Source organism: Micromonospora sp. NPDC047187 (assembly GCF_040643355.1).
Classification (GTDB): Bacteria; Actinomycetota; Actinomycetes; order Mycobacteriales; family Micromonosporaceae; genus Micromonospora; species Micromonospora salmantinae.
This window is the reverse complement of the sequence record NZ_JBEYUF010000003.1, coordinates 124496-143333: the sequence shown is the minus strand read 5'-3', so window position 1 is coordinate 143333 and position 18838 is coordinate 124496. Positions and strand designations below refer to the sequence as shown.

Genomic DNA, 18838 nt, shown 5'->3' with positions numbered 1-18838 from the left:
ACGATCCCGATGAGCGTGCTGCCGAGCCCCATCCCGCACCCCCTGGACTACGCGCCGTGGGACGTGCCCGGCTGGATCTACGAGGCCCTCGACTGGGTGGTCGGCGTGCAGTGGCCGGAGGGCAACGAGCGGGCCGTCTGGGACGTCGCCGACCAGTGGTACGCGGTCGCCTCCGTGCTCGCCGGGCCGCACGCCGACGCCGCCGCGGCCGCCGTCGAGGTGCACAACGGGTACGGCGGCGTCGGAGCTGTCGACGCGGCGTTCGAGGCGGCCTGGCGGGGGATCGCCGAGGGTGCCGACGCCCCGCTGCCCGTGCTGCTCGCGGTCACGGCCGACCTGGGCCGACTGGTCGAGGAGTGCGGCTGCGACATCGAGGGCGCCAAGCTGGAAGTCTGGATCGAGCTGGGCATCCTGGTCATCGAGCTGCTCACAGTGGCGGTGGCGGCGGTGCTGACCGCCGGTGCGGCAACCCCGGCCGCCGGCGCGGCGATCACCGCGACACGACTGCTGGTTCAACAGATCTTCAAGCGGCTGATGGGCCAACTGGCCAGCAAGTCCCTCAAGCACGGGCTCAAGGAGGCCGGCGAGCGGGCCGCCAAGGATGTCGCCCGAGGTGGCGCACGCGGGCTCGCCAAGCGGGCCGCCCGTGGCGGGCTGGAGGAGGCCACCGAGGAAGCCGGGGTCACCCTGGCCACCCAGGCGTACCAGAACTCCACCGGGCGGGCACACGGCCTGGACCTGACCGATCTCGGCGCCTCGGCGGTGGGCGGGCTGGCCGGCGGGGCGGTGGCACCGCTGGCCGGCCTGGGCCGGCACGCGACCGGGCGAGCGGCGAAAGTCGGGGAGCACCTGGGGCGGGAGATGACCGGCGAGGTGCTCGCCGACAGCGCGGCGAGCCTGGCCACCGGTCAGGGCCTGACCTCGATGGAGGACGTGGCGCGCGCCGCCGCGTCCGGGGCCACCGGTTCGGCGACCGGGCAGACCGACCACGCGCTACGCGCACGGCTCGACGCGCAGGCCAACGCCCTCGCCGGAGCATCGTTCACGGGCCCCTCCCTCCCGACTGTGCTGCCTGTCGCTGGGGAGGTGGCCTCGGCGGGAGCGTCTCCCTCTTCGGCGGCGGCGTCGGCGGCGGTCTCGCCTGCGGTGGGGGCTGCGTCTGCGGGGGCTGCCGGTGGTGTGGCTTCGGGTGCTCTGGTTACGGCTGCGGGCGTTCCTGCGGAGGCCGTCGTGGCGTCGTCGCCGAATCAACTGGCTGCGCCGACGTCCCCGGTTGTCGAGCAGTCACGGGGAGCCGGGCCGGCGTCTCCGGTCGCGGCCGACCCCGTGCTCTCGGCGGCGACCACCGACCCGACCACGTCGGCGGTGGGTGCCGGTCCGGTCGCGTCGGCTTCTACTGCCGATCCGGCCACCTCGGCGGTGGCTGATCCGAGTCGGCCTGTGGTGGGTGCTGATCCGAGGCTTTCGTCGGCGTCCGCACCCGTGGTCGGTCCCCTCGAATCGAGCAGCGGGCCGGCTGCCACCGGTGTGCCGCCGGTCCAGCCCGGCAGTTCCCCGCACCCCGCCACCTCCGGACCGACCGCCTGGTCTCCGGCGGCCGGCCCCTCCGCACCGACGATCACCCCCGGCCCGGCGGCACCGACCACCTTCGGCGCCCCGACCACCACCAACGGGCCGCCGCCGGTCGCCTCCACCCCGCCGGCGGTGGGTCGGTTCGCCGTGCCGTCGCGTGTCCCGTCCCGGGAGGCACCTGCACCGGTGCGAGCGCCCGACCATCCCGCCCGGGGAAGGGCGTCGATCCCCGTCGACGTGGCCGCGTTCGGTGCCCCGTCGGTGCGCGAGCCCGAGACCAATGACTCGTACGCGGCGCAGTGGGCCGCAGCGGCGGAAGCCGCCGAGCGACGGCGCTACCAGGACCACTACGAGTCACTGCGGATCGGGTTCGAGAACAACCGCCGGCAGGCCGAGGCCGCCCGACTGCGCACCCGTGCCGTGGAGCACGATCGCCGAGCCGTCGAGTACGCCACCTACGCCCGACAACTGCACCAGGCCGGCAACCGGCAGTGGGCCGACGGCTGGCAGCGCGCCGCGAACGAGGAAGCTCGCGCGTACGCCGAATGGCGTGACCTGGCAGACGCGGTGCTGGCCGGCACCACGGCCCCGCCGGTCGTGGACATCAGCGCGACCTTCGAGCACGCCAACCGGGACGTGGGCGCCCTCGCGCTCGGCGCGGTGGAGACTGCCGGCCCGTCAATGCTCACCGGCGACGACGATCCGCCGCCGATCGACGACTCCCGGCCGTACGGGCAGCCCGGGGGACTCCGGCCACCGCTCGCGCTGCACCAGGTCGACGTCGAACGACAGATGCCCCGCGATCGAGACGGCACCGTCACCCGCACCGCCGACCCCCGACAGGGCGGCTGGTTCCGGCTGCTCAACGACGGCGGTCCCGCTGCCGACGCCACCCGTGGCATCAACTGCCTGGACTGCACACTGTCGCTGTTCGAGACGTGGGTGCACGGGCGACCCCGCGTGTCGGCGCCACGAACCTTCGACGGCTACCTCGACGGTGACATCCGGCGCCCCATCCGTGGCGAGGCAGGCGGCCCGGGTCGGGTGGAGGACGCGACCGGCGGGCGCTTCCAACAACTCCTCGCCCCGGCGTCCGGTCACCGTACCGACGCCACGCAGGCGCGGCAGGCCGCCGACCGGGGCTACCGCAACCTGCACGACCAACTGCTGCTGGGCGGCCACGGCAGCTACTCGTTCCTGGTCACCGAGTGGGCGCACGGCGGTTCGCACGCCTGGGTGGCGCTCAACCAGAACGGCACCGTGCTCTACGTGGACCCGCAGAACGGCGTGGTCCGGGACCGGCCGCTCTACCCTGACGTGGTCGGCATCGACGCGCTGGTGCTGAGCGGAGACGGCCGACCGATGCCGCTCGGCGGACTGCCCCGGGGCCGGTTCAGCGAACGGCCCGACCTGCCGGATCACCCGCCGACGCACGACGACGGCGGCCACGGCGACCCGTACATCAACCGGATGTACCTGCTCCTCGACGGCCCGGGCTCGGCCCCCGATGCCGATGCCGACGCTCCGGAGAGCGCTGATCTCGACCAGCCCACACCGGGTGGCGGTCCTGCGCGCGCCGTTCTGTCGGCCAACGGCGTGGACGACGTCTTCGCGGCGGGGGTGACTCCCGTTGAGTTCGCGACGGTGGTCGACCCGCCCACCCTTCGTCGGCTGGTGCCGGACCTCGACGAAGCGTCGTCACGGGATCTCGTGCGACTGTTCGCCGACGACCGGGTCCGGGACATGCTCGACAGCGCTCGGCGAGAGCCGCCCCCGAACGAGCCGGACCTGGCCGAGCGGCTGGTACGGCAGTTGGTGCAGCATCCGGACCTGGCGCGCATGATCCAGTCCACGCCTGAACTCGCGAAGTCGCTGACGGCCCGCCCGCTGACCCTGTACCACCTGGCCAGCCATCAACAGGCCATCGACGTCCTCGCCGAGGTGCTGGATGACGTCGCCCAGCAGGAGGCGGCAGGGCCCGGGGGGCAAGGACAGGCAATCAGGACCGGTAGCGATGTGGACCGACCACAGCCAACGCCACTCACGGACGACCAGCGGCGGATCAGCGCGAGTATTCGGATTCCGGATGATCCACCGACCCAGCGGGGATTCGAGAAGCGTCGTCAGTCTGACCCCTCCTATCGGCAGCATTACCTCGACGATCTCTATGCAGCAGCAGCTGTTGCCCAGGCGGAACTGAATCAGTTGGCGTCGTCCCTAGCCCTTGTCGGTGATCGTCGGGTCGGTGAGCCCGGCTGGCGTCTCCAGCCCAAGGATCGCCGTCGAGCCGAGGACAAGGTGACCAAACACCAGGGCGATGCGTCCAAGCTGCTCGACCTGGCCGCCGCGAAGGTCGAGTTCCGCAACCTCGACGACCTCTACGCCGCCCTCGGGCGGATACGCGACCATCCTGACGTTGTCGTCATGGGCCTCGATGATCGCTTCATCTCGCCTAGGGATAGCGGCTACCGAGACGTGCAACTCCTACTGCAGATGAGGAACGGTCATCTTGCAGAGTTCCGGCTGCACCTGGCCGCCTTGGACGCGGTCGCGGTTTGGGAGCATGTGCTCTATGAGGTGCGCCGCGACGTGGAAGCGCTCGCCGAGGCGGATGGTCGAGCCTTGACGAGGGGCGAGCGAGCGATCACGGCGGGCATCCGCCGCCGCGAGCAGCAGCTTTTCTGGCAGGCTTTGCAGTCAACTTTCGAGGGGAATGCCTGATGGTCGAGGGTCTGTTGCTTCCCTCCTATTACCTCTATTACCAGTCTCCGGTCAAGATCGTGGAAACCCTGGATGGAGGTGCCAGGGTTTGGCGTGTGTCCATCGATACAGGCGGCTGGCACGAGAAGAACGACATTTTCACGGAGATCACCCTCGGTGTTGGGGGTGACATTTTCCGGCGCACTCCTGAGGACTTCGTGCAGGAGGTGGAGCGCTTCCGGGCTCACTATCTCGAGGGCGAAGGTCCGATCTTCGCTCTCTACGAGACGGTGCAGGCGGTCAGAGACGTGGCGAAGGCCGAAGATCGTCACCTGACGCCGAAGGAGCAGGCGCTCATTCGTGGGATTCGGCAGCGGACGTTCGTCATGTTCGAGGAGCAGCTTCGCGCGGCCGGTGATCCTGGCGCGGATCCCGACATAGCAAGAGTGCAGTAGGCATGCTTCGCGGATGGACAGACGGAGGGTGGAGCCGTGGCGGGGCCGAATAAGATCGACGCATGGCGAAATCCGGTACGGAGAGCGTCAGGTCCACCGTCTGGGCCTGGCCGGTCGGCATCCTGATCGGTCTGGCGATCGGCATTCCCGTGTTCGGTGCGAAGGGTGGCGTCGCCTTCGGCGTCGCCCTCGGCATTGCCTTCGCGCTCGGCCTGGGTGCGATCCGGGGCCGGGTCGACGGTGGCCCCGACGGGATGGCCGCCGGGGATGGCGCCGACGCCTCAGGCCGAGGGTGATCGACTCCGGTTCCTTGAAGTCGGGGCATCCAAGGCCGTGGGATAGCGCGACTTCCGTGAAGCCGAGTGGATCATGGCGCACGCCGGGCACGCCGGGCACGGGGGCGACAGGGCCGGGCAGTGTTGCCGAGGCGGTGGCCGTACAGGAGGAGTTGCGGCCGCTGGTGGACCTGGTCGGGCCGGGGCCGAGCGCGCCCGCGACGGTGGCCGGGCTGGACGTCGCGTACGCCGAGGGTGGTGACCTGCTGGCGGCGGCTGTGACGGTCCTGGACGCCCGGACCCTGGCGGTGGTGGATTCCGCGGTCGGTGTGGGGCGACCCGCGTTCGGCTATGTGCCGGGGTTGTTCGCCTTCCGTGAGTTGCCCGCGTTGCTCGCTGCGCTCGACCGGCTGACCACCGTCCCGGACCTGTTGGTCTGCGACGGGCACGGGCTGGCCCATCCGCGCCGGTTCGGGCTCGCGTGCCATCTGGGGGTGGTCACGGGGTTGCCCGCGATCGGGGTGGCGAAGACGCCACTGGTCGGGGTGTGGGATCCGCCGGCCGCCGGGCGGGGTTCCTGGTCGTCGTTGCGCGACGGTGGTGAGGTCGTCGGTCGGGTGCTGCGGACCCGCGACGGGGTGAAGCCGGTCTTCGTCAGCGTCGGCCATCGGATGAGCCTGGAGAACGCGACAGCGCAGGTGCTCGCGTTGACTCCGCGCTACCGGCTGCCGGAGACCACCCGCACCGCCGACCGGCTGTGCCGTGACGCCCTCGCCGAGGCGGAGCCGGCCCGCTGATTGGCTGGTCAGTCCGGTCGCCAGGAGGTCGGCGAAAGGTGCCGTAAACCGTAACGCCGCACACATGCGGGGCGCTCTATGACCGGTGGGACAGGGGGGCCGGTAGTAGCCTGACCCGCGGACCCCTCTCGGGGAGAACGGCGAGGTGATCATGACAGTGCGTCGACGCGTGGCACGGCTCGCGGCGGTCTGCGGTCTTGCGGGCGGCCTGGTGATGCTCGGCGCGTCACCGGCGCTGGCCGATCAGGACTCGGTCCGGGTGGGCGCGGCCAGTAGCTTCGCCGCCGGTGGTTCCGCGCAGGGGGTGAACGTCGCGGTGCGCAAGCGCACCGACGGGTGCGTCCTGCTGCGTACCGCGCTGGGCTTCAGCCTGCAGGGTCTCCAACCGAACCAGGTGACGGTCGAGGTCAACGCGGGTGGGCGTTGGTTCCCGGTGGCCGTCACCGGCGGCGCCGGCACCGTGTCGACCGCGCAGACGTCACCCTCGAAGCCGACGCTGTGCAAGGGCAAGGGCATCACGGTCCGCTACCGGGTGGCGTTCGCGGCGGGTTCGCCGGGCGGCCGTCTCGTGGTCAGGGGCGCGGGCATCAGCGCCGCCGGCCAGACGCTGGGTCATGCCACCGACGCGGCGCGGCTGACCGGAGGGCGGGTCACTCCGTCGCCGACTCCGTCGCGGTCGAAGACGCCGACGCCGACTCCGACGCCGACCGAGGTCGCGACCGTCGACGAGGCGGTGAACCCGGCGGCGCAGGGTGGCGTCTCCTCGGCGCCGAACACCACGGCGACCGCCGCCGAATCGTCCGGAGGAGGTTCACCGGTGATGTACTTCGGCATCGTGTTGGTGGCGGTCGGACTGCTGCTCATCGTGCTGCTGTTCCGTCGTTCGCGGCAGGACCGCAAGCCGTCCGACGACGCGCCCGGCACCCTGCCGGGCAACCCCGGTGGCACCACCTACCGCGCCGGGGGTGGGTTGCCGGCCGCGCCCGGTCGCCCCGGTCAGGTGTACGGCCAGCAGCCGCCGGCCGCCGCCTGGGGTGGTGCGGTGCCGTCACCGCGTCCGGCCACCGGGGGGGTTTACGGTGCCCGGCCGGACACCCCCGCCCCGGAGGCCACCCAGCCGATGCCGGGTCGGCCCGACGGTCGCCCGAAGCCCGGTGACCCGCCCACCGACGGTGACGGCCACACCGCGTTCATTCCCCGCCTCCCCGGCTGAGCGGAGTACGGCCCGGCCCTCCGTTAGGCTCAGGATCGGTGTCTAACCTGCGGCCAAGGAGTGGAACACGTGTCTGATCTGTCCCAGATTGTGAAGGCGTACGACGTCCGCGGGACGGTGCCGGACCAGTGGGACGAACGGGCCGCCGAGGCACTGGGCGCCGCCTTCACCCAACTGCTCAACTCCACCGACGAGCCGGGCGACGCCGTCGTCGTCGGGTACGACATGCGGGCCACCTCGCCCGGCCTGGCCGCCGCGTTCGCCGCCGGCGTACGCGCCGAGGGCCGGTCGGTGATCGAGATCGGTCTCGCCTCCACCGACCTGCTCTACTACGCGTCCGGCTCGCTCGACCTGCCCGGCGCGATGTTCACCGCCAGCCACAACCCCGCGCAGTACAACGGCATCAAGATGTGCCGCTCCGGCGCGCGCCCGATCGGCCAGGAGAGCGGCTTGGCCGAGATCCGGGAGCGGGCCCAGGCCCTGCTGGACTCGGGCGATGCTCGTCCCGCCGGTGCGCCGACCCGGCCCGCCGAGCGGCGCGACCTGCTTCCCGACTACGCCGGCTACCTGCGCAAGCTGGTCGACCTCTCGGGCATCCGGCCGTTGAAGGTGGTCGTCGACGCCGGCAACGGCATGGGTGGCTTCACCGTTCCGACAGTGCTGGGCGACGCAGCCCTGTCGCCGCTGCCGCTGGAGATCGTGCCGCTCTACTTCGAGTTGGACGGCAACTTCCCCAACCACGAGGCCAACCCACTCGACCCGGCGAACCTGGTCGACCTCCAGCGCGCTGTGGTCGAGCACGGGGCCGACATCGGGTTGGCCTTCGACGGAGACGCCGACCGGTGCTTCGTGGTGGACGAGCGCGGCGAGCCGGTCTCACCGTCGGCGATCACCGCACTCGTGGCCGCCCGTGAGTTGGCCAAGCACCCGGGTTCCACGGTGATCCACGGCCTGATCACCTCCAGCGCGGTCGCGGAGATCATCCGGGAGCACGGTGGGCAGCCGGTCGTCGCCCGGGTCGGGCACTCCTTCATCAAGGCGGAGATGGCCCGCACCAACGCCGTCTTCGGCGGCGAGCACTCCGCGCACTACTACTTCCGGGACTTCTGGTTCGCCGACACCGGGATGCTCGCGGCGATGCACACCTTGGCCGCGCTGGGCGAGCAGTCGCTGCCGCTGTCCGTGTTGGCAGGTGAGTACGAGCGCTACATCGCCTCCGGCGAGATCAACTCGACGGTGGCCGACCAGGCGGCGGCGGTGGCCGAGGTGCGCGCCGCGTACCCCGACGCGGTGGCCGACGAGATGGACGGGCTCACCCTGCGTTTCCCCGACGGCGCCTGGTTCAACCTGCGCGCCTCAAACACCGAGCCGCTGTTGCGACTCAACGTCGAGGCGCCCACCCGGGATCGGATGGTCTCGCTCCGGGACGACGTACTCGACCGCGTTCGCCGATAAGATCGCCTGCGCCGGTCGGCACCGCCGTCGGTCAAGCCGTACACGTGGAAGGAGCCGCGCCATGGCCCTGGATCCGCAGTTGCTCGAGATCCTTGCCTGTCCGGACACGCACCACGCCCCGCTCACCTATGACGCCGAGGCGCAGACGTTGACCTGTACGGAGTGCGGCCGGATCTTCGAGGTCCGCGACGACGTGCCGGTGCTGCTGCTCGACGAGGCGCGCGGCGGCCCCGGGCAGACCTCATGATCGACGGTACGGCCGGGGTCAGCGGGCGCCGTGACGCCGACGAGGCCCTGCTCGACAACCCGCAGGCGTTGGCCGAGGCCGACCCGGGCGGCATGCTCCGGCACACGGCGTCGGCCGGTGCGCAGGTCCGCGAGAGCGCCGCGCTGGCAGCCGAGGCGAACCTCGCGGTGCTCGCCGATGACGGGCGGCCCCGAGCCGTCGTGATCGCCGGCATCGGCACCGCCGGGCGTACCGGGGACGTGCTGGCCACCGTCGCCGGACCACGCTGCCCGGTCCCGATCATCGGGCACCGCTCCGCCGGCGTACCCGGTTGGGTGGGCGCGGCCGACGTGGTGATCGCGGTGAGCGCGTCCGGACGTAGCCCGGAGGCGCTCGGCGCCGCCGAGGCGGCCCACCGCCGTGGGGCCCGACTCGTCGCCGTGGGTGCCCCGGACTCGCAGCTGCAGTCGATCGCCGAGCAGGCCCGGGCGCCGTTCATCCCGGTGCCCCGGCGTGCCCCGGCCCGGGCCAGCCTCTGGGCGCTCACCGTGCCGGTCCTGCTCGCCGCCCGTTCCCTCGGGCTCGTGAAGGTCAACGAGGCGGACCTGGCCGAGACCGCGGCCCGGCTCGACGCGGACGCCGACCGCTGCCGGTCGGCCGCCGAGTCCTTCGTCAACCCGGCGAAGTCACTGGCGCTGGGCCTGGCCGGCTCGATCCCGATCGTCTGGGGTTCGTCCCCGCTGGCCACTGTGGCGGCCCGCCGGTTCGGCGACACCCTGTCGGCGAACGCCCGCTACCCGGTGGTCACCGGAGCGCTGGGTGAGGCCGGGCGGGGTCGGGTCGGGCTGCTCGACGGCGTCTTCGGCGGCCTGGCCGAGGGGGAGCGAGACATCTTCGCCGACCCGGCCGACGACGACGACGGCGAGGGCACCCGGCTGCGGCTGGTGCTGCTGCGCGACGGCGGGCTCAACGCCGAGGACGACACCGACGAGCCGCTCGCCGTCGAGGAGCGCCGTGCGGACGCGGTGCAGACCCTCGCGGAGCGCCGTGGCGTGCGGTGCGACGTGGTGACCGCCGAGGGCGGCTCCGCCCTGGAGCGGCTGGCGTCGCTGATCGCCGTTCCGGATTTTGCCTCGATCTACCTTGCTCTGGCGCACGGGCTGGACCCGATGGCCGTACCGGCCATCACCGAGATGAAGGAGCTGTCGAACCAGTGAACGAACGTAGGGGGCGGCGCGTCATGCGCGGACCGGGCGGCTTCGTGCGGCGAAGCGGAGCGGTGGCATGAGCGCCAACGGTGGGACGAAGGCGATTGTCGCCGCCCTGCTGGCCAACATTGGCATCGCCGTCACCAAGTTCATCGCGTTCCTGCTCTCCGGGTCGTCGTCGATGCTGGCCGAGGCGGTCCACTCGGTCGCCGACTCCGGCAACCAGGGCCTCCTGCTGCTCGGTGGCAAGCGGGCGAAGCGCGCGGCCACCCCGGAACACCCGTTCGGGTACGGCCGGGAGCGCTACATCTACGCGTTCATCGTGTCCATCGTGCTGTTCAGCATCGGTGGCCTGTTCGCGCTCTACGAGGCGTACCACAAGTGGCATCACAAGGGTGGCATCGAGTCCTGGCACTGGCTGCCGGTGGTCGTGCTGGTGTCGGCGATCATCATGGAGTCGTTCTCCTTCCGGACCGCCATCAAGGAGTCCAACCACGTCCGGGGCAACCAGTCCTGGGTGCATTTCATCCGCCGGGCCAAGGCACCGGAGCTGCCGGTGGTGCTCCTGGAGGACCTCGGCGCGCTGGTCGGTCTGGTGTTCGCGCTGTTCGGTGTCACCATGACGCTGATCACCGGCAACGGCGAGTGGGACGCCGCCGGCACCGCGATGATCGGCATCCTGCTGGTCGTCATCGCCGTGGTGCTGGCCATCGAGACGAAGAGCCTGCTGCTCGGTGAGGGTGCCGAGGCGTCCGACGTGGCCGCCATCGAGCGTGCCGTCACCGAAGGCCCCGAGGTGGAGCGGATCATCCACATGAAGACGCTCTACCTGGGCCCGGAAGAGCTGATGGTGGCCGCGAAGATCGCCGTTCCGGCGTGGGAGAGCGCCCGCGACCTGGCGCGCGGCATCAACGCCGTCGAGGCGCGGATCCGCGCCGCGGTGCCGATCGCCCGGGTGATCTATCTGGAGCCGGACGTGTACAGCGCGGCTGCCGCCGAGGCCGGCACCGGTGCCGCGGCCGACACCGCAGTGCCGCAGCCGCAGGACACGTCGGGCGAGGCGGCCGGGCGGCCCGGGGGCTGACGCGTGGAGCCACTGTACGGGCCGATCCGGGACTACGCCTGGGGCTCGCGCTCGGCAATCGCCCTCCTTCAGGGGCGATCGGTGCCGAGCGCGGGTCCGGAGGCGGAGCTGTGGTTGGGGGCCCACCCGGGCGCTCCGGCCCACGTGGATCGCGCCGGCCTGCGGGTGAGCCTCTGTGACCTGGTGCGGGACGAACCAGGGCAGTGGCTCGGCCAGCGGGTGTCCGAACGGTTCGGCAGCCGGCTGCCGTTCCTGCTCAAGGTGCTCGCGGCCGACGCTCCGCTGAGCCTGCAGGCCCACCCGGACGCCGAGCAGGCGCAGGCCGGCTACGCGGCGGAGGCGGGGCGCTCCGAGGGGCAGCGCAACTACTCCGACCCGCACCACAAGCCGGAGTTGCTTGTCGCGCTCACCCCGTTCGAGGCGCTGTGCGGTTTCCGGGATCCGGTGGAGTCGGCCGAGGCGCTCGCCGCGTTCGGCGTACCGGCGTTGGCGCCGGTGGTCGCGGCGTTGCGGGCCGGCCCGGCGGGGTTGCGGACGGCGGTGCGGACACTGCTCGCCTGGCCGGTCGCCAGGCGTCACGACCTGCTGGCAGCGGTGGTGGCAGCGCCGACCGACGGCCCGGACGCGGAGCTGACCCGCCGGTTGGCCGAGGCGTACCCGGGGGATCCGGGTGCGCTGGTCGCGCTGCTGTTGCACCACCTGCGGCTGGAGGCGGGGGAGGCGATCTGGATGCCCGCCGGCAACCTGCACGCCTACCTGAGTGGCTGCGGCGTGGAGATCATGGCGGCCAGCGACAACGTGCTACGCGGCGGCCTGACCCCGAAGCGGGTGGACGTCGACGAGTTGTTGCGGGTGCTGCGCTTCGAGGTGCTCGACGATCCGGTGCGGGCCGCGCAGCCGGTCGGCCCGGGCGTGGACTGGTGGCCTGTGCCGGTGGACGATTTCGCGCTGCACCGGGTGCGGGTCGACGCGGCGGTGCCCTCGGTGACGCTGGCGTTGCCCGGCCCCCGGGTGGTGCTCTGCGCCGGCGGTTCGATCACCGTGGACGACGGTGCCGGCGCGTTGACGCTGGTCTCGGGCGAGGCGGCGATCGGTACGGCGTTGGAAGCGCCGCTGCGGATCGACGGCGCCGGTGTGGCGTACGTGGCGACGTCCGGGCTGCGCTGACCTCGGCTCGGGCGAAAGACACAAGTCCGACTTTCCCGGAATAGCTTGACGCCACCCTGCCTAAGTGTGACTCTATGGGTACGCAGCGTTATCGCGACGACGGTCCGAGAACGTGCGGGGGAACCAAACCGGGGGGATGCACGGGGCGGGCGGGACGTGGGCGGGAAGGTCCGTCCATCACCGACCGCCCCGTGCGCTGTCCGCGGACCGTGCCTGATGCCCGTCGGCGACGCGCGTAAGGTGGAGGGTCGGCGCAGACATCGTTCGACAGGAGCTTTCATGACCAGCACCCTCCCGGCGTCCGCCAGCGGCACGCCGTCCGAGGCCCGGCCGAGCACGCTCGCCGACGGCGACTTCAAGGTGGCGGATCTGTCGCTCGCCGAGTTCGGGCGTAAGGAGATCCAGCTCGCCGAGCACGAGATGCCCGGCCTGATGGCGATTCGTCGCGAGTTCGCCGAGGCGCAGCCGCTCGCCGGCGCGCGGATCACCGGCTCCCTGCACATGACCATCCAGACCGCCGTCCTGATCGAGACGTTGGTCGCGCTCGGCGCGCAGGTGCGCTGGGCGTCCTGCAACATCTTCTCCACCCAGGACCACGCCGCCGCGGCGATCGTCGTCGGCCCGGACGGCACCCCCGAGGCTCCGGCCGGGGTTCCGGTGTACGCCTGGAAGGGCGAGACCCTGCCGGAGTACTGGTGGTGCACCGAGCAGGTGCTCGCCTGGCCGGACGGGCAGGGCCCCAACATGATCCTCGACGACGGCGGCGACGCCACGCTGCTCGTGCACAAGGGCGCCGAGTTCGAGCGGGCCGGGGCGGTCCCGCCGGTCGAGTCCGCCGACTCCGAGGAGTACGCGGTCATCCTCGAGCTGCTGCACCGCTCGCTCGGCGAGGACGGCCAGCGCTGGACCCGGATCTCCGCCGGCATCAAGGGCGTGACCGAGGAGACCACCACCGGCGTGCACCGGCTCTACGAGATGCACCGGGCTGGCACCCTGCTCTTCCCGGCCATCAACGTCAACGACTCGGTGACCAAGAGCAAGTTCGACAACAAGTACGGCTGCCGGCACTCGCTCATCGACGGCATCAACCGCGCCACCGACGTGCTGATCGGCGGCAAGATGGCGGTCGTCATGGGCTACGGCGACGTGGGCAAGGGCTGCGCCGAGTCGCTGCGCGGCCAGGGCGCCCGGGTCGTGGTGACCGAGGTGGACCCGATCTGCGCGTTGCAGGCCGCGATGGACGGCTACCAGGTCGCCACCCTGGACGACGTTGTCGAGCAGGCCGACATCTTCATCACCGCCACCGGCTGCTTCGACGTCATCACCAACGAGCACATGGCCCGGATGAAGCACCAGGCCATCGTCGGCAACATCGGCCACTTCGACAACGAGATCGACATGGCCGGGCTGGCCAAGCGGTCCGACGTCGAGCGGATCAACATCAAGCCGCAGGTCGACCTGTGGCGCTTCGCCGACGGGCACGCCATCATCGTGCTCTCCGAGGGCCGCCTGCTGAACCTGGGCAACGCGACCGGGCACCCGAGCTTCGTCATGTCGAACTCGTTCGCCAACCAGACGATCGCCCAGATCGAGCTCTTCACCAAGACCGAGGAGTACCCGATCGGCGTCTACGTGCTGCCCAAGCACCTGGACGAGAAGGTGGCCCGGCTGCACCTCGGCGCGCTCGGCGCCAAGCTGAGCACGCTGACCAAAGAGCAGGCCGCCTACCTCGGCGTCTCCACGGAGGGTCCGTTCAAGCCGGATCACTACCGCTACTGATCGACATCTCCGGACCGGGTCGGCTGTTCGCAGCCGGCCCGGTTCGTCGTCTGCGCCGCCGGCTCGGCGGGCTCAGCGTCTGTCCGCCGCCGGGTCAGCCCGAACGGGGGCCGCGCCGGGTGGGCCGGAACCACGTCCAGACGCACCAGACCAACCAGCCGACCGACACCACGGTGGCCAGCGCCCGCAGGCGTAGTGCGCTGAGCAGCAGCACCACGGCCAGCACCGTCAGCCACGGCAGGAATCCCCTCACGGCGGGGATCCTGCCACAGCCGGCTGGCTGCCGGGGCGGTCGTCGGTCCTCGGCAGTGGCTCAGGAGGCTTGTCGTGAACATCTCCGGTGGGGTGTTCGCCTGCCCGCCCGGGGTAGAAGAGGGCGGGGCCACTGAGGGCTCGGCTGTTCGGCTGACCGTCGTCCGGATAGCGACAGCCGGATCGGCCCAGCCTGTGGTGGCGCCCGGCGGCGTCGAAGGGGGATCATGGTGGCAGCCTGGCGACGGCCCGTTCGCGCGCCAGGCACCGCAGCCGTGGCGCCGCCGCCGCGGACCGCGATCACCGGTTTGACGGCGGCGCGAAGCGTTACCGGCGGACGCCGGTCCCACCGAACTGAATGAGGATGCAATATTAATCCCATGAGAGCCCGCGTACTGGTGGTCGACGATGACCCCGCGCTCGCCGAGATGCTCGGCATCGTGCTGCGCAGTGAGGGTTTCCTGCCCTCGTTTGTGGCGGACGGCGAGCGGGCGTTGGCCGCCTTTCGCGACAGCCGTCCCGATATCGTGCTCCTTGACCTGATGCTTCCCGGTATGAGTGGTATCGACGTAGCCCGGTCGATCCGGGCGGAGTCCGGCGTGCCCATCGTCATGCTGACCGCGAAGAGCGACACCGTGGACGTCGTGCTCGGCCTGGAGTCCGGCGCCGACGACTACGTGGTCAAGCCGTTCAAGCCCAAGGAGCTGGTGGCCCGGATGCGGGCCCGACTGCGCCGAGGCGAGGACGTGGCCCCGGAGATGCTCACCATCGGGCCGCCGGACAACCAGATCACCATCGACGTGCCCGCGCACACGGTGAGCCGCAACGACGAGGAGGTGAAGCTGACACCGCTGGAGTTCGACCTGCTGGTCGCGCTCGCCCGCAAGCCACGTCAGGTCTTCACCCGCGAGGTGCTGCTCGAACAGGTCTGGGGCTACCGGCACGCGGCCGACACCCGTCTGGTCAACGTGCACGTCCAGCGGTTGCGGGCCAAGATCGAGCCGGACCCGGAGCGACCGGAAATCATCCTCACCGTGCGGGGCGTGGGCTACAAGGCAGGGACCGGATAGCCTGGTCGCACTGTGTCGACCTCGCCGCCCCCACCCTCCCCGAGTACGGCTGCCCGCCGGCCCAGCGCCGGCGGGGAGCTCTGGCGTGCGGTGAGCGGTCGGGTCGCTCGTGCGGTTGGTCGGGCACACCAGACCTGGCGCCGGTCGCTCCAGGTCCGGGTCGTGACCATCACGCTGGTCGCGTCCAGCCTGCTGGTCGGCGGGTTCGCGTTCCTGATCGCTGACAAGATCACCACCATCCTGCTCGACAGCGCTCGCAGCGACGTCCGGCAGCGGGTGACCAGCGGCGCCAGCTACGCGGCCAAGCAGGTCTCCTTCTACGGGCAGCCGCAGGAAGCGCAGCTCCAGGAGACCATCGACGGCACTGTCAACTACCTGGCCGGCGGCGACCCTCAGCAGACCAGCGGGGTGGTGGTGGCGATCACCGCCGACGACTATCCCAACGACATCCAGACGCGCACCTCCCCGTCGGCGAACGTGCAGTCGCTGATCAGCCCCGAGCTGCGGGCCGCGATCGCCGACGGCAAGGTGGCCAGTCAGATCCGCACCGGGCGACTCACCGGCGAGACCACCAAATACCTGGTCTACGGCTCGCCGGTGCCCACCCGCTTCGGCCAGATCGAGCTCTACTATCTGGTCCCGTTGGGCCGGCAGGACGTCACCGCCGCCGACGCCCGCGCGACAGTGGTGGCCACCGGCGTCGCCCTGGTGATCCTGCTCGGGTTGCTCGCGGCGCTGGTCACCCGGCTGGTGGTAAACCCGGTCCGGGTCGCCGCACGAACCGCCCAGCGGCTCTCCGCGGGCCTGCTCGACCAGCGGATGGTGGTCAACGGCGAGGACGACCTGGCCCTGCTCGCCGCGTCGTTCAACCAGATGGCCACCAACCTGCAACGGCAGATCCTGCGCCTGGAAGAGATGTCCCGGTTGCAGCGCCGCTTCACCTCGGACGTCTCCCACGAGCTGCGTACCCCGTTGACCACTGTCCGGATGGCCGCCGACCTGATCTTCGCCGAGCGCGACGAGTTCGACCCGGCGGTCGCCCGCAGCGCCGAGCTGCTCCAGGCCGAGTTGGACCGATTCGAGGAACTGCTCACCGACCTGCTGGAGATCAGTCGGTTCGACGCGGGCTTCGCCATGCTGGATTCCGAGCCGACCGACCTGGTGCCGGTGGTGCACCGGGTGGTCGACCGGCTGGCTGGCCTGGCCGAGCGGGTGGGCGTACCGATCGAACTCGACCTGCCGGGCACGCCGGTCATCGCCGAGGTCGACCCGCGCCGGGTCGAGCGGGTGTTGCGCAACCTGGTCGGCAACGCCGTCGAGCACGGTGAGGCCCGCCCGGTGCTGATCACCCTCGGCATCGACGAGACCGCCGTGGCGATCACCGTCCGCGACCACGGTGTGGGGCTGAAGGTGGGCGAGGAGAAGCTGGTGTTCAACCGGTTCTGGCGGGCGGACCCGTCCCGGGCCCGGCAGACCGGGGGCACCGGGCTGGGCCTGTCGATCAGCCTGGAGGACGCACGGCTGCACGGCGGCTGGCTGGAAGCGTGGGGTGCTCCCGGGCAGGGCGCGCAGTTCCGGCTCACCCTGCCGGCCCGTGCGGGCGATCGGCTGACCACCTCACCGCTGCGGCTGGTGCCGGCCGACGCCGCCCTGCCGTTCGGCGGCCCCCGCGACGGTGGACCACTGGCCATCGGCCCCGGCACCGGCGGGGCACTGGCGATCGGCCCGGCTCCGGCCGGAGACGGGCAGCGGACGGAGGTGCGCTCGTGAGACGGCCGACTCTGCTCGGGACCCTCGGCGTGATGGTGCTGCTGGGCGCCGGCTGTGGCATCCCGGCGGCATCCGACGTGCGGGTGGACGGCAAGGGCGGCGCCGCGACCGAGGCCGGTGTGATCAGTCGGGGCAGCGAGCCACCGACGCGGACGGCCAGCGGCAGCGTCAACGAGACGTTCGTCCGCAACTTCCTGTCCGCCGCCGCCGGCGAGCCGGATCGGGCGTACGAGCGGGTCAAGGCGTTCATCGCCCCGGAGGACAAGACCCGTCTACAGGACAAGAAGGGCAGCGAGGTCGCGCTGAACGTGGTCCGGCTGCGCGAGGCGGTCTACACCCTCAACAGCGACTCGACCACGACCGTGAAGATCGCCGTGCAGCAGATCGGGGTGCTGCGGACCGACGGCACCCTGGCTCCACCCGTGGCGACCGAGACGGAGTACGAGTTCGGCCTGCGTAGCGCGTCCTTCAACGGCGGCGTCAACGATGACCGGGCCGGCCTCTACATCATCAACCCGCCCAACGTGCTGCTGCTCAGCGACACCGCCCTTCGGGAGTTTTACCAGGACGAGACGATCTACTTCTGGAGTTCGGACCGCAGCCGCCTGGTGCCCGACCAGCGCTACCGGCCGCAGGCGGTGCCGGTCGAGCGGCAGGTCAACGAGGTGGTGAAGTGGCTGGTCGGCGGCCCCTCCGACTGGTTGCGGCCGGGAGTCGTCGGGCTGCCGGACCGCACCGAGCTGATCAACAACGCCACCGGCGGCAACGGTCGGTGGGAGGTCAACCTGGACATGTCCGGTGACGACCAGAGCGGGATCGATCAGTTGATCACGCAGATCGCCTGGTCGTTGGGCGACCTCACCGGTCAGCTGGAGCTGAAGATCCGCAACAACGCGCAGCCCGTGGTGGACCTGGGCGAGCGCCGAGACTCCCAGGTGCTGTATCCGTACGCCGCCAGCCCGCAGCGGTTCGGCGTGTACGACGGCGCGATCCACCCACTCGACTTCGAAGGCGAGCCCAGCGGCACGGTGCCGTTGACACCCGAGGCCAACCGTAACGTCGTTTCCGCCAGCCTCGGGCTGGCCAAGGACCGCCGGATCCTCGCCGCCATGATGGTCACCGGCAGCAGCAAGAACCGGTACCGACTCGCCGTGGGCACGGGCGCCGACCCGGTCTCCGTGATCAGCCACAGCGACACCGAATACTCCTCGATCGGCCGACCGGTCTGGCTGCGTACTGTCGACAACCGCCCCAGCCGCGGCCTGGTGGTGGCCGACGGGCAGCTCTACCGGTTCGACGAGGCGGCCCGGATGTATCCGGTGCCGCTCAACCTGCCCTCCGCCGCGGTCACCGCGGTGGCCGCCGCGCTGGACGGCCAGCGGGTGGCGCTGATCGCCGGCGGCCGTCTCTACGTCGCTGCGGTCAACCTCGACGGCGGTGGGGCCTCCATCGGCCCGCCCCGAGAGCTGGTCACCTCGCTGACCAACCCGACGGCTGTCGACTGGGGCAGGGAGGACCAGCTGGTGGTGGCGGGGTCGGTCGGCCAGCCGGCGATCTACGAGATCAGTGTCGACGGCGCCCTGGAGACGCCGCTGCGGACCGACCTCGGCGCCAAGGTCACCCACCTGACCGCGTACCCGACCAACCGCGGTGTGCGGGCGCCCAGCGGGGCGTACATGTACGAGGCGAACGGGGTGGCCTACCGCAGCAGCCCGTTCGAACGGATCGAGCCCGGCCGGGTACGCGACATCGCCCCGGTGCCGACCGGTGTCCGGCCGAGCAACCCGTCGGCGCCGTTCTTCCTCTACTGACACG

The 18838-nt window shown here is 71.3% G+C and carries 15 protein-coding genes; 14 read left to right on the top strand and 1 reads right to left on the bottom strand.

The genetic code is table 11. The features are described 5' to 3' along the window. The first annotated feature begins 9 nt into the window (after positions 1-9). From ABZ794_RS07965 to ahcY, 11 genes are all read left to right on the top strand, one after another. Positions 10-4293, top strand: coding sequence for a toxin glutamine deamidase domain-containing protein (locus ABZ794_RS07965; protein WP_357514812.1), 4284 nt, complete (start codon positions 10-12; stop codon positions 4291-4293). After that, a complete protein-coding gene (locus ABZ794_RS07960) occupies positions 4293-4727 on the top strand; it encodes a hypothetical protein (RefSeq protein WP_238691096.1) in 435 nt (144 codons plus the stop codon). The genes ABZ794_RS07965 and ABZ794_RS07960 overlap by 1 nt, the downstream gene beginning before the upstream one ends. 62 nt (positions 4728-4789) lie before the next feature. Then, positions 4790-5023 (top strand): hypothetical protein, encoded by a 234-nt coding sequence (locus tag ABZ794_RS07955; RefSeq protein WP_210784497.1) that lies wholly within the window; start codon positions 4790-4792, stop codon positions 5021-5023. 134 nt (positions 5024-5157) lie between these two features. Beyond that, complete coding sequence (gene nfi, locus ABZ794_RS07950; protein ID WP_238691332.1) at positions 5158-5799, top strand: deoxyribonuclease V; 642 nt, start codon at positions 5158-5160, stop codon at positions 5797-5799. Between the two features lie 151 nt (positions 5800-5950). After that, entirely contained in the window at positions 5951-7012 is a 1062-nt protein-coding gene (locus ABZ794_RS07945; RefSeq protein WP_210784499.1) for a hypothetical protein, read from the top strand. 69 nt (positions 7013-7081) lie between these two features. After that, the gene (locus ABZ794_RS07940) at positions 7082-8467 is read left to right on the top strand and encodes a phosphomannomutase/phosphoglucomutase (protein ID WP_210784500.1); all 1386 of its coding nucleotides are present in this window, start codon (positions 7082-7084) and stop codon (positions 8465-8467) included. Positions 8468-8528: 61 nt separating this feature from the next. Beyond that, the gene (locus tag ABZ794_RS07935) at positions 8529-8714 is read left to right on the top strand and encodes a Trm112 family protein (RefSeq protein WP_210784501.1); all 186 of its coding nucleotides are present in this window, start codon (positions 8529-8531) and stop codon (positions 8712-8714) included. Next, positions 8711-9910 (top strand): SIS domain-containing protein, encoded by a 1200-nt coding sequence (locus ABZ794_RS07930; protein WP_210784502.1) that lies wholly within the window; start codon positions 8711-8713, stop codon positions 9908-9910. Before ABZ794_RS07935 ends, ABZ794_RS07930 begins: the two co-directional genes overlap by 4 nt. A 67-nt stretch (positions 9911-9977) precedes the next feature. After that, positions 9978-10985 (top strand): cation diffusion facilitator family transporter, encoded by a 1008-nt coding sequence (locus tag ABZ794_RS07925; protein WP_238691100.1) that lies wholly within the window; start codon positions 9978-9980, stop codon positions 10983-10985. 3 nt (positions 10986-10988) lie between these two features. Continuing rightward, on the top strand, positions 10989-12152 hold the full coding sequence (gene manA / locus ABZ794_RS07920) for a mannose-6-phosphate isomerase, class I (protein WP_210784504.1): 1164 nt from the start codon (positions 10989-10991) through the stop codon (positions 12150-12152). A 279-nt stretch (positions 12153-12431) separates the two neighbouring features. Beyond that, positions 12432-13931 (top strand): adenosylhomocysteinase, encoded by a 1500-nt coding sequence (ahcY, locus tag ABZ794_RS07915; RefSeq protein ID WP_091394012.1) that lies wholly within the window; start codon positions 12432-12434, stop codon positions 13929-13931. A 94-nt stretch (positions 13932-14025) separates the two neighbouring features. On the opposite strand, the gene ABZ794_RS07910 is transcribed toward ahcY, so the two are convergent. Next, entirely contained in the window at positions 14026-14184 is a 159-nt protein-coding gene (locus ABZ794_RS07910) for a hypothetical protein (RefSeq protein WP_210784505.1), read from the bottom strand. A 379-nt stretch (positions 14185-14563) separates the two neighbouring features. Here ABZ794_RS07910 and mtrA point away from each other — a divergent pair, with 379 nt between their 5' ends. From mtrA to ABZ794_RS07895, 3 genes are read left to right on the top strand one after another with little or no spacing between them, the layout of a single operon-like run. Beyond that, a complete protein-coding gene (gene mtrA / locus ABZ794_RS07905; protein ID WP_030331519.1) occupies positions 14564-15253 on the top strand; it encodes an MtrAB system response regulator MtrA in 690 nt (229 codons plus the stop codon). Between the two features lie 12 nt (positions 15254-15265). After that, entirely contained in the window at positions 15266-17023 is a 1758-nt protein-coding gene (gene mtrB / locus ABZ794_RS07900) for an MtrAB system histidine kinase MtrB (RefSeq protein ID WP_210784506.1), read from the top strand. Then, positions 17020-18834, top strand: a complete 1815-nt coding sequence (locus tag ABZ794_RS07895) for an LpqB family beta-propeller domain-containing protein (RefSeq protein WP_357514807.1) — start codon at positions 17020-17022, stop codon at positions 18832-18834. Before mtrB ends, ABZ794_RS07895 begins: the two co-directional genes overlap by 4 nt. The last annotated feature ends 4 nt before the right edge of the window (positions 18835-18838 follow it).

What these genes read in the sequence shown, in the direction of transcription:
- ABZ794_RS07965 (WP_357514812.1), top strand. Translation starts at nt 10, where the DNA reads ATGAGCGTGCTGCCGAGCCCCATCCCGCACCCCCTGGACTACGCGCCG.
- ABZ794_RS07960 (WP_238691096.1), top strand. Translation starts at nt 4,293, where the DNA reads ATGGTCGAGGGTCTGTTGCTTCCCTCCTATTACCTCTATTACCAGTCT.
- ABZ794_RS07955 (WP_210784497.1), top strand. Translation starts at nt 4,790, where the DNA reads ATGGCGAAATCCGGTACGGAGAGCGTCAGGTCCACCGTCTGGGCCTGG.
- ABZ794_RS07945 (WP_210784499.1), top strand. Translation starts at nt 5,951, where the DNA reads ATGACAGTGCGTCGACGCGTGGCACGGCTCGCGGCGGTCTGCGGTCTT.
- ABZ794_RS07935 (WP_210784501.1), top strand. Translation starts at nt 8,529, where the DNA reads ATGGCCCTGGATCCGCAGTTGCTCGAGATCCTTGCCTGTCCGGACACG.
- ABZ794_RS07930 (WP_210784502.1), top strand. Translation starts at nt 8,711, where the DNA reads ATGATCGACGGTACGGCCGGGGTCAGCGGGCGCCGTGACGCCGACGAG.
- ABZ794_RS07925 (WP_238691100.1), top strand. Translation starts at nt 9,978, where the DNA reads ATGAGCGCCAACGGTGGGACGAAGGCGATTGTCGCCGCCCTGCTGGCC.
- ahcY (WP_091394012.1), top strand. Translation starts at nt 12,432, where the DNA reads ATGACCAGCACCCTCCCGGCGTCCGCCAGCGGCACGCCGTCCGAGGCC.
- mtrA (WP_030331519.1), top strand. Translation starts at nt 14,564, where the DNA reads ATGAGAGCCCGCGTACTGGTGGTCGACGATGACCCCGCGCTCGCCGAG.